Genomic DNA, 13,845 nt, shown 5'->3' on the forward strand with positions numbered 1-13,845 from the left:
TTTTTAGTACGTTCCCCGCATCCGCGGGGATGAACCGGTAAAGGCATTCTTGAATCAGGAAAAGATGCCACGTTCCCCGCATCCGCGGGGATGAACCTCCTTGTTAATTTTGATGTTCTGTTGAATTGGCACGTTCCCCGCATCCGCGGGGATGAACCGCAGCACGGTTGGGTGCAGCGACGCGATATTCAACGTTCCCCGCATCCGCGGGGATGAACCGGATTAACAAGCAGCCTAAAAGAATCCGAGGGGACGTTCCCCGCATCCGCGGGGATGAACCGCAAAGCAGTTGCATTCCTCAAGGGTGCTCTTAACGTTCCCCGCATCCGCGGGGATGAACCGATCGGAACGTGTTTGCACTTTATCAATCATTTACGTTCCCCGCATCCGCGGGGATGAACCGATTCCCTGAATATCTGCCTGAGTGGTATCAGGACGTTCCCCGCATCCGCGGGGATGAACCGTCCTCGATATGGTGGCGCTTGATCTTTTGCATACGTTCCCCGCATCCGCGGGGATGAACCGAGATTGAAAGCTGGGCGAATGCCGGAGGTAGCACGTTCCCCGCATCCGCGGGGATGAACCGGATTGCTCCGTAGCCGTGCCTGAGTGCATCCTACGTTCCCCGCATCCGCGGGGATGAACCGATACCGTACTGGGATATATCAATGATGTGCGCACGTTCCCCGCATCCGCGGGGATGAACCGTGCCGCAGGGCAACGCGTATGGTTTCGTCGGTACGTTCCCCGCATCCGCGGGGATGAACCGTGTTACAGCTCGCCCGATCTGAACTGGAGTATACGTTCCCCGCATCCGCGGGGATGAACCGCTCCTTTTTTGTCGTGAATGCACAGATGGCACACGTTCCCCGCATCCGCGGGGATGAACCGGCTTCCTTTACAAATTGCAGCAGTCGCTCCCCACGTTCCCCGCATCCGCGGGGATGAACCGAGAGCGTTGCCAGTCGCGTATTCCCTACCGTCACGTTCCCCGCATCCGCGGGGATGAACCGCTATTGACGACGTGGCGAAAATCATTGTCGGACACGCCGGAAAGGGCGATATTGAGAAGGTGAAAAAGATGCTTGGCCTGATAGACAACAAGCCGACGGAGTTTATCGAAGCGCTGCAAGGGGGTGTGCTGTGATCAATACTCTCTATGATCTTAATCCGAGCAAAGATGAATTGCTAGAACTTGGGCTGTGGAGCTATTCAAGAGATGAGCCGATGTTTACCGCAGAACAGTACGAAGCAGACGACAGCAAATACGCCGATATCTGGTCGCTGCTTGAACTGCGCGACGAACACGAGGAAGCGGCGAAATACGGGCCGCTCATCCCCGAGGATATGAAATACCCCGAAGGGGCGCTTGGAGCCATCAACGACGTCGTTACTGACGAATGGGTAAAGGAGCTAACCCGTGGCATGGAAAATTGAAGTAGAAGGCTTGCGCGAAGCAATTGACGGACTTAGCGCTGCCGAAAAGAAACTCGAACCACAAGTGCTACTAGCCGAGATCGGCACCACCATTGCCGACAACATCCGCCTCGGCTTCCACGAAAGCCGCGACCCGTGGGGCGGGGCGACGTTCCCCGCATCCGCGGGGATGAACCGCACTTCCTTGACGGCTTTTTTCTTGTGTTCCGACGTTCCCCGCATCCGCGGGGATGAACCGTTTGAGTATAGTGCAATGACAGGGACAGAAAAGGCGAAGGTGAAATACGTGACGACTGTCGTGCGTAGTGTAGATGAGGTTGACGCCAGACCACTAACCGATCGGTCAATGTTATTCGGTGCTCTGGAAAAAATAAGCAAGTGCGGTGCCCGGAATCGAACCGAGATAATAGTTCACGGGTGCTATGCCCGGATACGAACCTTTACCACGTAGGAAACCCCCGCACTTGATACAGAAAGGATAAGTATGCTCCGCGTTGAAGTCAATACCGAAGAAGTGAAAGATCTCCTGCGCCAGCTTGACAATATTGGCGGCAACTTGCGCCCCGCTCATACACGGGCAACATGGAGAGATATTCCACATGTCAAATAACCTCAACCGCCGATACATCAAAAGTTTTGCCAGTGGGCTTGCCAATATGTTTGCTGGCTCTGCTCTGCACTACGCTTGGCTGGCACTTCATCACCAAATTCGGGCAGTAACGATTGATCTCTTGGAGTTACGAATTGAACCAACGGTGTTCGATATTGAACGAAATCGCATCCTTGCTGGTATGTGTCGCGATTTGCTCCTCCGAAATATCAGGCGACTGGCATCGCCTGGCGCTGTGGTGGCAGCAAAATTATCGGCGCACTTTGGGATAGATACCTATATTGAAGGCGTTTGGCCGTCGATTGGCATGTCAACTTTCATCGTTGAACTGACAGATGACCGTGGAAAGGTGTGGCGCATTGAATATGTCGAGAAACGGTTAGGGGTTGATGCCGAACGCAGGTGATTTAGAAGCAGGGTACAGATTGTGCCCTGCTTCAATTATAGATATGGGTGGGTACGATTTGTACCCACCCTCTGTCGAGTCGCTTTCAACTCTTGTCATTTCGACGAATACTGCGAGGAGAAATCTAGATCTCTCACTCTGTTCGAGATGACGGGCGCACACGGCAATACGTGAACCAGTAACTCATGGTGCTCTATAAGCAGGCGGGGCGCAACCGTGTGTCGGTGTTAGAGAGTGGTGCGTGACAGCTCCTGCCTCCAAAGAATCTTTCCGCGCACTACGGTTTGATCCCGTTCCACACGCAACCCTGTCAGTAAATCGCTATTTGATTTTCCATGTCCGATCAACGCGCTGATTTCGTGCGGATGGACGGCGATGGCGGTTACTGTTGGTGGCAGCGCCAGCAGTTGCCTTCGGTAACATTCACTACGGATTAACTCACCAAATGCGGGGTGCCACGGCCCGGCAACGATTTGTTGTCGCAGCGTTGTCGAATCCTGTAGCCCGGCACGCAGCACGGTTATGCCATATTCCGTGCACTGCACAAAGGCATCGGCACATGCGTTCACGGCTTCTGTTAGTGTTGGTGGCTGGTAGTTGCCCTGCCGCCACATGGCTTCCAGCAGCGTTCCGGCAAGTACCAGCGCGGGATAGAGTCGTAGAGTATCGGGTTGCCACGCAAGGGTATCCTGCATGGTGGCCTGCCATGTGTGTCTGTTTTCGCCTGGGAGTCCGAACATCAGTTGTACTCCAGGGGATATGCCATGTTCCCGCAGGGTGTTCAGGAGTGTGCGGATTTCGCTGTTGGTAATGGGTGGTCTTCCGGCGCGTTGCAGTATGTCTTGATTGGTCGATTGGATGCCGAGTTCTACGCGCTGACAAGTAGCGCGACGCAAAAGTTCAAAGATTTCTGCTCGCCACCCATCGGGACGCGCGGAACACACAAATCCCCCTATTTTCCCGCTGTATTCTAGCGCGGCTACGGCGTGTATCCACTGTTCTATGACGCAAAGCGGGAGCTGGGCAAAGCTTCCGCCATAAAAAGCCACTAGCGGCAACGGCTCATCTGGTGCGCTTTTACGGGTTGCGGTATATGCGGCAACGTGTTCTGCCAAGGCTGCGGGAAGCAGTGGCTGCTGGGTGGTGGTGATGGTGTGTTGATCGCAGTAAATGCAGCGGTATGAGCAGCCTGCCATCGGAAGGAATACGGGGATAATGTGCGCGCGAGCGCTGGTCGGGGACGGCATCAGAGGTCGTACTGTTTGATTTTGCGTTGCAGGGTTCGCAGACCGATGCCGAGTATGCGCGCAGCTTGGGTTCGATTGCCACCGACTTGCTGCAAGGTTTGTTCAATGGCTTCGCGCTCGATGTCTTCCATAGTTTGTTTGGGTGCGGCTTCGGTTGGTATTTCGTCCGCTTCGTAGGTTTCTTGCCGGTATTCTTCAGGGATGTCGCGTGGCGTGAGCAGGTGTGAACTGGCAAAAATAACCATATTTTCTAAACAATTGCGTAGTTCGCGCACGTTACCACGCCATGGGTAACGCCCAAGAATAGCAAGTGCTTCGGATGATATCCCTTGTATGTCGCGTCCATTTTCTGCGGCAAAGTGCTGCACGAAATGGTTGGCAAGGAGCGGGATGTCTTCGGGATGGTGCCGGAGTGGCGGCGCGGTAATGACGACGACTTTTAAGCGGTAATACAGGTCTTCGCGAAAATGACCGGCTTCCACTTCTTCGGCTAAGTCGCGGTGGGTTGCCGCAATAATGCGAACGTCTACGGGGATGGTTTCGCGGCCACCAATGCGGACGATTTCGCGATTTTCCAGCACGCGCAAGAGTTTCACTTGCACGGTCATGGGAATTTCGCCGATTTCGTCTAGAAAGAGGGTGCCACGGTGAGCTTGTTCAAATTTGCCGTGGTGTTGTTTATAGGCACCGGCAAAAGCACCTTTTTCGTGTCCAAACAGTTCGCTCTCCAACAGTGTTTCGGGAAAGGCCGAGCAATTTACGCCAACAAATGGTTGCTTGGCGCGATCAGAGTAATCGTGAATCGATTGGGCAATCAGTTCCTTGCCGGTACCAGATTCGCCGAGTATAAGCACGGAAGCTCGGGTTGAGGCCACGCTGATAATCTTTTCGCGCACTTCGCGCAGATCGGGGCTCTCTCCCAAAAGTGGCGATGTGAGTGGTGGTTGGCCGCTATTTTCTTGAATTTCCGCTTCTTCATCATCTTCGCCCATCGCTTTATCCCACGCGGCGGCCACGACACGGCGTAGTTCGGTAAGGTTTACGGGTTTGGTAACGTAATCAAAAGCGCCTTGTTTCATGGCGTCCACAGCGGTTTCAACCGATGCAAATGCGGTTATCAGAATAACTTCAACGGTTTCATCTTGTTGTTTGATAAATTTTAGAAAATCTATTCCTGTGCCATCTGGGAGGTGAAGGTCGGTTACCACCACGGGCGTTGAGTGAGCCAGAAAAGCCGCTTTTGCTTCGCCAAGAGTCGCTGCTTGCGCGACGGTATACCCTTTTTTACTGAGCGCTCGGCAGATAGAATCGAGCGATGCAAGCTGATCGTCAACGACTAAAATTGGCATAAGTGCTTTATTTGGCATAACCATCCTCGGTATCTGGCAATATAATCTGAACGGTTGTCCCTTTACCGGGCGCACTGCGGAGGGTGAGTTGCCCGCCGTGGGCTTCGATAATATTTCGGGCTATCGGAAGCCCCAGCCCGGTTCCATCGGTTTTTGTTGAAAAGAAGATATCGAAAATTTTCTTTTGGTTTTCGTAACTGATGCCAGGGCCGTTGTCAATCACTTCAATATGGTGGTGGCGTTGTTTGGTGTAATGGCGAATGGTTATCGAACCTTGGGGTGTATCGCCAAGGGCTTCAATGCCATTTTTCACGAGGTTGATCAGCACTTGGCGGATTTGATTGCGGTCGAGAAAAAGGGTGTCGGATTTGGCTGTCCGTTCGACTTCAAGCTGTATCCCTTTGGCGGCGCACTGGGGTCGGAACAGGTCGCAAACGCCGCCAAGGATACGGCCAATGCTGTCTTTTTTGAGCGTTGGCGATGTCATTCGCGCATAGGCAAGAAATTCGTTCAGCAGTTCATTGAGCCGTTGCACTTCGGCGCCGATCACTTGGCAGGATGCCAGTGCTTCTTCGCGCTCCAGAGTTTCTTCTTCCAGATCTTCTTGCAGCAGTTGGATATTGAGGTTAATCGCATTCAGTGGGTTTTTAATTTCGTGAGCTAAGCTCCCAGAAACACTGCCGATATAGGCCAGCTTTTCGTTGGCACTCACCCGCCTTTGCAGGGTACGCACGCGGTTGATTTGATTGACCATAAAGATAAACAGCAAAAAGAGGGCGGTCAGAATAACAAAGAATACGATGGAGTGTTTCTGGAAAAGGGTTTGGATTTCTTCTTTCAGCGAATCGCGCATCAGCGCGCTGGAAACTCCCAAACGGAAGACGCCAACTTTAGTCGCACCGTAATAGATAGGGAGCGATATGTCATACCCTTCCACGCTGTACCCGGCACCATCAATCAGTCCGGACTGCACGAGGGGGAAGCCACTCCGCAGGGCGTTAACGGTCATGCGGTCGTCAAAAAGCAACCCTTCGCGTTTGCGGTCGCTGTGTATGACGACTAAGCCATTGGTTTCGATAATCAGGGCGTAAACGATTTCTTCGTTGGCGCGGATGATTTCATCCATCGCACTGTGAAGGTTGCGGTAGGTGGAATCGGAAGTGTTCAGGCGACGGATGTCGTACGAAGTCATAAGCTCTTCGATTTTCGACTGGATGCGGTAGGCGTGCACTTTGGCTTCGCTCAAGCGGACGTCGACACTTTTTTCGGCAAGTTGGTTCATAATAAAATAGAGCGATACCCACACGGTTGATACGATAATCACCGTGAATAAAAGGTAGAAGAGGATCAGATTTTTCTTGAGGGTTTTATCCATGGTCAGGTACCGCCTCGGTGTGAGCGTTATGGCGAAAGAAGTCGTCAATCAGGCGACGGATTTCAGCGGCGTTGCGGCATTCGTTCAGGCTACGGCGAAATTCTGCTGCTCCTAACAATCCTTTGGCGTACCACGCGCCGTGTTTGCGCATGAGCGCGTGCGCCTGAACGGGCAGATACTGTTCCAATAGTTCTAGGTGACGCAGCATGATCGCCTGCACATCTGGGGCTTGCTCCGCGCCGCTCAAAGCGCCGATTGATTGGAGTATTTCCATAAAAATCCACGGGCGGCTATACCCTTCGCGGGCAATCATGGCTCCAGCACATCCGCTTTGCGCCATTGCTTGCTGAAAGGTCGCAAGATCAACAATATCGCCATTGACAATCACGGGAATCGTGAGCGCCTCTACGACTGGCCGGATGGCGTTCCAATCGGCATGTCCGCCAAATCCCTGTGGGCGCGTCCGGCCATGCACGGTCAGCATCGCCGCGCCGGCGGCTTCCATCTTCAGGGCAAAATCAACAATCGTATGTTCGTGATTCCATCCCAGTCGCGTTTTTACGGTGACATCGGCTTTATGGCCTACTTTTGCAACCATTGCCGCCACAATTTCAGATGCAAGGTCGGGTGTTTGCATGAGCGCAACGCCAGAGTTTGACTTCAAAACTTTTTTGACGGGACAGCCCATGTTGATATCAATCAGGGTAAAGCCTTCTTCGGCACAAATATGCGCGGCTTCGGCCATCACCTCAGGCCGTGCGCCAAAAAGTTGCACAAAGGGGCGAATGGTTTCTTCTGGTGAAACGTCAATGTAATGCTGGGTTTTGCGCACTTGACGGGTGAGGGCTTCGGAACTGACCATTTCGGTAAAAATATGTGGACAGTGGCATTCGCCAACGAGTATGCGGAAGGGGATATTGCACACTCCGGCGACGGGTGCCATCATAAGTGGTACGGAAAGTGATTGATGACGTAAATGGAGTGGTGCCAGCAAGTAAATATCCTTCACAAGGTAATGCTGAAAGATACACAGTACGGCTTTGGAAAGTCAACTGCGCTCATAGCGCTTGTGATCTTTGTCCAAGATGCTTATACAGGTGCCTTGTGTGAAGGCCGGAGAAGTATGGAGTTTAATCATGCAAAAGTATGATGTCATTATCATTGGTGCGGGTGCTTCTGGGCTGATGTGTGCCGCGGCCGCCGCCCGGCGTGGGAGAAAAGTGCTGGTATGTGATCAGGCCGATCAGGCGGGCAAGAAAATTCTTGTTTCCGGCGGTGGTCGGTGTAATTTCACCAACCTTGATGTTCGCGCCGTGCACTATATCAGCCATAATCCCCACTTTGTGAAATCAGCGATTAAGCGCTTTACACCGTGGGATTTTATCGACTTACTCGAACGGCACCAAATTCCGTGGCACGAGCGGGCGCACGGTCAGCTTTTTTGCAACGAAAGCGCCAAGGCGATTGTCGATATGCTACTGCAGGAATGTCGCCAAGCGGGTGCGACGCTGCAACTGAAAACAACGATTGAATCGGTTGTGCATGACACCGCTAGCGGCTTTACGCTGCGCACCTCGCGCGGGGAATACCGCTGCGAAGCGTTGGTGGTCGCCACGGGCGGCTTGTCGATCCCCACGCTTGGCGCCAGTCCGCTGGGGTATCGCCTTGCGCAGCAATTCGAAATTGCGGTCTATCCGCCCTCCGCGGGACTGGTGCCTTTTACCGTGCAGCCAGTTGACAAACAAAACCTTGCACCATTGTCCGGAATCGCCATTGAAGCGGTTGTTTCCATCGACGGGGTGGCCTTTCAGGAAAATGTCCTTTTCACCCACCGTGGACTGAGTGGCCCCGCTATCTTGCAACTTTCAAACTATTGGCAGCCCGGACAAAAAATCACCATCGACTGGTTGCCTCATCACCCCATAGCATCATTGCTGGAAAATGCGCGCCACGTGCACCCAAAACAACAATTAAAAACGATGCTGGCACAACATTTGCCCGCTCGCGTGGTCACCGCTTTGCTGCCAGCGACGCTTGGCGATACGCCACTCGCACAACTTGGCAAAGCCCACATTGAATCCGTGACGCAGTGCATTCACTGTTGGAACATTATCCCCAACGGTACGGAAGGGTATCGCACCGCCGAAGTGACCCGCGGTGGCGTCGACTGCGATGCGATTTCTTCAAAAACTTTTGAAAGCAAAACCGTTGCTGGACTCTACTTTGTCGGCGAAGTGTTGGATGTGACGGGCTGGCTGGGCGGTTATAACTTGCATTGGGCGTGGGCTTCGGGATGGTGCGCGGGGCAATATGCGTGATTTGTAAGGTGGCACAGCACACGTTCGCCTAAAAAAGTGGTACAATATACGATAACAGCGGCATCTGGCATTTTTCTCACTTTTGGCGTACAACTGCCTGCGACTTTGGAAGCTAAAGGAGTAATTTTTGTGGATATATTTGCGGGAATCGAAACCATCGCGACGCGTGCTTTGCGGGGCGAACGGCTCAGTTTTGAGGATGGTGTGGCATTATTTCGCTCATCCAATTTACTCGGCATCGGTAAGCTGGCGGATACGCTCAACCAACGGCGCCATGGCGGACGGGTGTACTTCAACCAAAATCGTCATATCAACCCCACCAACGTCTGCGTGAATCGTTGTAAGTTCTGTGCGTTCAGCAAGAACCCTGACGAAGCGGGTGCCTACACGATGCAGATCGAAGATGCCCTTCGCGCCGCGCAAGCCTGTCCTGATTCGGTACGCGAGTTTCATATTGTCGGCGGGCTCCATCCCGATCTGCCATTTACGTACTACACGGAATTGCTGCGCACGCTGAAATCACACTTTCCCGCTCGTCATATCAAAGCATTTACGGCGGTTGAAATCGACTATTTCGCCACCATCACCGGAGAATCACCGCGGTGGGTGCTGGAGCAATTGATGGCCGCTGGTCTTGGCAGTATGCCTGGCGGTGGGGCGGAAATTTTCGCTCACGACACACGCCAAATCATTTGCCAAGAAAAAATCGACGCCGAACGGTGGCTTGAGATTCACCGCGTAGCACATGAACTGGGGCTAAAAACGAACGCCACCATGCTTTACGGACATGTCGAAACAATTGAAGATCGCGTTGATCATTTGCTGCGTCTGCGCGAGTTGCAAAATCAAACACACGGTTTTCAAGCCTTTATTCCGCTGGCTTTTCATGCTGAGAATACTGAAATAGCGACGCGCAATGCCAGTGGCATCGACGATCTCAAGGTGCTGGCCATCAGCCGTATTTTGCTCGACAATTTTGATCACATCAAAGCCTACTGGGTTATGCTGGGGGAAAATGTTGCGCAAATTTCGCTGAGCTTTGGCGTTAACGACCTTGATGGAACGGTGGTGGAAGAAAAAATCACCCACGCAGCTGGTGCGACCAGTCCGGAAGCGATGGCCAAAGATCACTTGATTCACCTGATACAAGCCGCAGGAAAAATACCCGTCGAACGGACAACAACGTATGAAGTTGTCGACACCATCACGACTCTGGAGGGATCATGATGAAAATCATTGATGGTCAGCTTTTATCGCAAGCCACTCAGACCGCACAGGACGCTCCACGTCTGCGGGCGAATGTGAACTTCCATCGCAATGCCGATGATCCTTTTCAACGTTTTTTGAACGCGATAGAACCAAGCAGTTATATCCGCCCCCATGCGCACACCGATAAAGATGAAATCGCCCTCGCTTTGCAAGGGACGTGTTTAGTGGCGATTTTCACCGCAGAGGGGATTATCGAACGGATTGTGCCGATTGGTGCCGAGCTTGATAGCAAGGGGTTAGAAGTCCCTGCCAATACCTTTCATACCTTTATTTCCCTCTCCCCAGGCACGGTACTTTTTGAAGCCAAAGCAGGGCCGTATCATCCTGAAAACGCGAAAGTTTTTGCCGAGTGGGCACCCGAAGAAGGTGACGAAGGGATGAGCGAATTCCGCGAAAAAATTATTCTGGCGTTCACCAAAGAGCGGGTTCTCAACGAAATACTCATGCAAGGGTTGATTGATCGTTATTACGAGCTGAAGCAACCGACAAAAACAGCGGCTCAAGCGGCGGCGGCACTTGGCGTTGATGTGGGGCAGATTGCGAAAAGTATTGTCCTGCTGACGGAAGATGGCGCGGCGCTGATTGTTCTGCTCAGTGGCGACCGCAAGGTAGATGTCCGTAAAGTGAAAAAATTCTTCGGTAAAAAAGTACGCATTGCCTCAGCGGTCGAAACACTTGCGGCAACTGGGTATCTCGTCGGTTCAGTCAGCCCTTTTGCGCTGCTCGAATCAGTGCCTATTTACGTCGATACCTCGCTCAAAGGGTACAGCGATATTTTCCCCGCCGCCGGAGGATTCCAAAATGGGTTCCGCACGTCGTTTGCCGAGCTCACGACGCTCTTCAAATATGAGCGCTGCGATTTTGCCGCCGCTGTCACGGGCGAATAGTATGGCGGGAAAATTCATCTGCTTTGAAGGGCCGGATGGGGCGGGAAAATCGACACAACTCCAACTGCTCAGTCGCGCCCTTGAGGAGCGCAACATTCGTCATAGTACCACACGTGAACCGGGCGGCACACAGGCTGCGGAAGCCATCCGCACGTTGATTTTTTCGCCGGAGTTAGAATTCCACAGCCGGGCTGAGCTGCTGCTTTTTGCTGCAGCACGCGCCGATCATGTCGCCAATATGATCCGCCCCGCGCTCATGCGTGGCGAATGGGTTTTGTGCGACCGCTTCACCCTTTCCACGCTGGCGTACCAAGGGTGGGGGCGCGGGCTGGACGTTAGCCTTATCGAAACACTGGCCGTGCTGGCGACTGACGGCTGCAATCCCACGCTTTCGCTCGTACTCGATATTGATCCGGAAATCGGCTTACAACGCGCTCAGGCACGTGGCACTGGCAATCGTTTTGACCAACTTTCCCTCGATTTTCACCAACGTGTCACGGAAGGCTTCCGCATTCTGGCGCGGGAAAGTGCGGACGTGCGCTTGCTCGATGCCCGCGCGGATGAGGCAACCGTCCATCACGCTATTTTGGAGATATTGCACCATGAGCGACTCATCTGAACTGACACCGGTGCAACGCGCACAACTCTCGACGCTACTGGAGCGCGAAACCCGACGTGGCGCACACCATGCGTATATTATCAATAGCAGCACACCATTTGCCCAACAATTCGCGCAGATGTTTGTGCAGTCGCTGAATTGCCGCGAACTTCAAGCCGGGCTTCCTTGTATGGAGTGTGCGGCCTGCCGTACAGCCTATATGGCGATCATGGTTATTGAGCCAGAAAAAAACACGATTACTATTGATCAAATCCGCGAAGGGTCGACGTTCCTGGAATCAACCAATCTTGACCAGCGTTTGCAATATAAAGGGCTGATTATTGTCGAAGCCCATCAGATGACTTCTGGCGACCGCATCAACCGCGTACAGGAAAACGCCCTCCTAAAAACCCTCGAAGAACCACCGGCGGGCAGTATTATTTTCCTGCTGACGGATCGTCCATCATTCTTTTTGCCAACCATTCAGTCCCGCACCGCCCGTATCGACCTGCGCCCAATACTTGCCGTAGAATATCAACGGAAGCTTGAAGATTTACAACTGAAGAAAAATGAAATACTATTACTGCTCAAAATTGGCGATACTGACCTTTATACCCGCGATGATGTGGAGTTTGCCGTGAATTCTGTTCAAGCTGCTCGGGGTCTGGCTATCGGACGTTTAGAATACGAAACGCTCCGTTTTGTTTTGACAAACACCGAACGCTGGCCGCTACTGCTGAAGATTTTCCGGATCTATCTTCATGATTTGCTTTTATTTAACCAAATTCAACACGATGAAAAAATTTATAAGCTGGTGCCATGCAACACATACGTAATAGTCGCTCTTTTGCAAATGATCGCAGCTCTGGAATTGACCCTCTCGACGACGCGCTCAAACCCGAAATTTCAGCTGCTGAGCTTGCTGAGCAGGCAGCACTGCCGGATCGCATAAACGTTGTTTCTGTCCGATTTCGCCCTGCTGGAAAAGTCTACGAATATATTAACAATGATTCCCTCAACCTCAAAGTAGGCGACAAGATAATTGTCGCTCTCGAAAAAGGGGAAGGGTATGCGGTGATTGTCGGCCCCGCTGTCACGACAGATCGCGATAAAAACAGGATTTATCGCCGCATTATCCGTCTGGCAAATCCCGACGATATCGCCATGATTCAAGCCAATCGCGAACTCGAAAAATATGCCTTTGAACTGGGTGGCGTGAAGGTTCGCAAACACAACCTGCCCATGAAACTGGTGCGAGTCGAGTACTTATTCGATGCGAGCAAGATCACTTTTTATTTTACTGCTGATGGCCGCATTGACTTTCGCGAACTGGTAAAAGATCTGGCTTTTGAATTCAAGACTCGCATTGAAATGCGCCAAGTTGGTGTGCGTGACGAAACAAAGCTCCTTGGCGGATTCGGCCCCTGCGGTCGTCCTTGTTGCTGCAGCCAATTCTTGCGTGATTTCGCTCCCGTTTCGATTAAAATGGCAAAAGAACAAAACCTGAATCTCAGCCCAACAAAAATTTCCGGTTTGTGCGGTCGTCTGATGTGTTGTTTGGTCTACGAACACTCGCAGTACGAACAAGCGCTCGTCGGAATGCCCGCCGTCGACAGTAACTTTGACAATGGAGTTATCAAAGGGATTGTCAAAAAACTCAACCCACTGAAAAAAACCATCATCGTCCAAACAGAAACGGGCAAATGGGAAGAAATCGATCTCAGTGCGGAAGCAGTGGCGCCACAGCCAACAAAAACATGTGGTTATTGCAACGGTGGAAAGTGCCGCAGTCTCTGCCGCACACAGCCACATCTTGCTAACGCCCCAGCCGATGACCACTCCGACCGCAGTAAATCATCGCAAAATCCCGATGAAGACGATTTTTTTGAAGACTATAATGTCCGCGCGGCGTATGACCAAATTGCTGAACTTTCAGAGTCAGTCGATGAAGTCGCACCTGCGAGACAAGACGAGAAACCCTTTTTGTCATCGCAACAAACCGACGACATCATGCACAGCACGGAAACATCTGATGAACCGGAAAGTGCTCCATCTCTGGCTCGCACTGGTCGCTCACGCCGCTCGAAATCGCGGCGCGGCGGTGCGGATCGTTCGGCCAAGCGAGAAAAATATCCGCTTCCCGTGACGACTGATCAGGCAGAGCATGACGAAATGCCAAACCGCTCGAAACCGCGCAACGCTACCAACCGTCGTCATGATGCAAAAGCACCTGCGTCAGGCGAAAAACAGTACTCTATCTCGCGAGGCAGTTCGCAATGGAGCAAGCGCAATCCAGGCAACATCCATTCCCATGGCGGCAATAACGGAAATAATGAGTAACTAAGGAGC

General features: G+C 52.4%; 15 protein-coding genes and 1 CRISPR repeat array. Of the genes, 11 read left to right on the top strand and 4 right to left on the bottom strand.

Annotated features, from left to right (window positions below):
* Positions 1-8 precede the first annotated feature (8 nt).
* Positions 9-1,014: a CRISPR direct-repeat array (repeat unit 29 nt; unit sequence ACGTTCCCCGCATCCGCGGGGATGAACCG).
* A gap of 10 nt (positions 1,015-1,024) precedes the next feature.
* The 5 genes from P304_RS17440 to P304_RS0102840 are packed head-to-tail and all read left to right on the top strand — an operon-like array spanning position 1,025 to position 2,453.
* Positions 1,025-1,147 (top strand): hypothetical protein, encoded by a 123-nt coding sequence (locus P304_RS17440; RefSeq protein WP_269077593.1) that lies wholly within the window; start codon positions 1,025-1,027, stop codon positions 1,145-1,147.
* Complete coding sequence (locus tag P304_RS0102825; protein ID WP_027389308.1) at positions 1,144-1,437, top strand: hypothetical protein; 294 nt, start codon at positions 1,144-1,146, stop codon at positions 1,435-1,437. Before P304_RS17440 ends, P304_RS0102825 begins: the two co-directional genes overlap by 4 nt.
* Positions 1,421-1,888 (top strand): hypothetical protein, encoded by a 468-nt coding sequence (locus tag P304_RS0102830; RefSeq protein ID WP_027389309.1) that lies wholly within the window; start codon positions 1,421-1,423, stop codon positions 1,886-1,888. Before P304_RS0102825 ends, P304_RS0102830 begins: the two co-directional genes overlap by 17 nt.
* A 33-nt stretch (positions 1,889-1,921) precedes the next feature.
* Positions 1,922-2,047: a hypothetical protein gene (locus P304_RS17445; RefSeq protein ID WP_269077594.1), complete on the top strand. Its 126-nt coding sequence runs from the start codon at positions 1,922-1,924 to the stop codon at positions 2,045-2,047.
* Entirely contained in the window at positions 2,037-2,453 is a 417-nt protein-coding gene (locus P304_RS0102840) for a hypothetical protein (protein WP_027389310.1), read from the top strand. The genes P304_RS17445 and P304_RS0102840 overlap by 11 nt, the downstream gene beginning before the upstream one ends.
* A gap of 227 nt (positions 2,454-2,680) precedes the next feature.
* Here the strand turns inward: P304_RS0102840 and P304_RS0102845 are convergent, their stop codons facing one another.
* Genes P304_RS0102845 through dusB form a run of 4 tightly spaced genes read right to left on the bottom strand, consistent with a single transcriptional unit; the run spans position 2,681 to position 7,433 of the window.
* Positions 2,681-3,700, bottom strand: coding sequence for a radical SAM protein (locus tag P304_RS0102845; protein WP_027389311.1), 1,020 nt, complete (start codon positions 3,698-3,700; stop codon positions 2,681-2,683).
* Positions 3,700-5,067, bottom strand: a complete 1,368-nt coding sequence (locus P304_RS0102850; protein WP_027389312.1) for a sigma-54-dependent transcriptional regulator — start codon at positions 5,065-5,067, stop codon at positions 3,700-3,702. Before P304_RS0102850 ends, P304_RS0102845 begins: the two co-directional genes overlap by 1 nt.
* Complete coding sequence (locus tag P304_RS0102855) at positions 5,057-6,424, bottom strand: ATP-binding protein (RefSeq protein WP_027389313.1); 1,368 nt, start codon at positions 6,422-6,424, stop codon at positions 5,057-5,059. The genes P304_RS0102850 and P304_RS0102855 overlap by 11 nt, the downstream gene beginning before the upstream one ends.
* Positions 6,417-7,433, bottom strand: a complete 1,017-nt coding sequence (dusB, locus tag P304_RS13705; protein ID WP_152514473.1) for a tRNA dihydrouridine synthase DusB — start codon at positions 7,431-7,433, stop codon at positions 6,417-6,419. The genes P304_RS0102855 and dusB overlap by 8 nt, the downstream gene beginning before the upstream one ends.
* A gap of 127 nt (positions 7,434-7,560) precedes the next feature.
* Here dusB and P304_RS0102870 point away from each other — a divergent pair, with 127 nt between their 5' ends.
* From P304_RS0102870 to P304_RS16535, 6 genes are all read left to right on the top strand, one after another.
* Entirely contained in the window at positions 7,561-8,742 is a 1,182-nt protein-coding gene (locus P304_RS0102870; protein ID WP_027389314.1) for a BaiN/RdsA family NAD(P)/FAD-dependent oxidoreductase, read from the top strand.
* Between the two features lie 129 nt (positions 8,743-8,871).
* On the top strand, positions 8,872-9,969 hold the full coding sequence (gene mqnE / locus P304_RS0102875; RefSeq protein WP_236613293.1) for an aminofutalosine synthase MqnE: 1,098 nt from the start codon (positions 8,872-8,874) through the stop codon (positions 9,967-9,969).
* Positions 9,966-10,898, top strand: a complete 933-nt coding sequence (locus P304_RS15930) for a WbuC family cupin fold metalloprotein (protein ID WP_051321351.1) — start codon at positions 9,966-9,968, stop codon at positions 10,896-10,898. The genes mqnE and P304_RS15930 overlap by 4 nt, the downstream gene beginning before the upstream one ends.
* Positions 10,858-11,517 carry a dTMP kinase gene (tmk, locus tag P304_RS0102885; protein WP_160165004.1) on the top strand — a complete coding sequence of 220 codons (660 nt, stop codon included), beginning with the start codon at positions 10,858-10,860 and terminating at the stop codon, positions 11,515-11,517. Before P304_RS15930 ends, tmk begins: the two co-directional genes overlap by 41 nt.
* On the top strand, positions 11,501-12,448 hold the full coding sequence (locus tag P304_RS17305) for a DNA polymerase III subunit delta' (protein WP_027389317.1): 948 nt from the start codon (positions 11,501-11,503) through the stop codon (positions 12,446-12,448). Before tmk ends, P304_RS17305 begins: the two co-directional genes overlap by 17 nt.
* A 122-nt stretch (positions 12,449-12,570) precedes the next feature.
* The gene (locus tag P304_RS16535) at positions 12,571-13,836 is read left to right on the top strand and encodes a PSP1 domain-containing protein (RefSeq protein ID WP_425479990.1); all 1,266 of its coding nucleotides are present in this window, start codon (positions 12,571-12,573) and stop codon (positions 13,834-13,836) included.
* The last annotated feature ends 9 nt before the right edge of the window (positions 13,837-13,845 follow it).

Origin of the sequence: Chrysiogenes arsenatis DSM 11915, assembly GCF_000469585.1 — a bacterium.
Classification (GTDB): Bacteria; Chrysiogenota; Chrysiogenetes; order Chrysiogenales; family Chrysiogenaceae; genus Chrysiogenes; species Chrysiogenes arsenatis.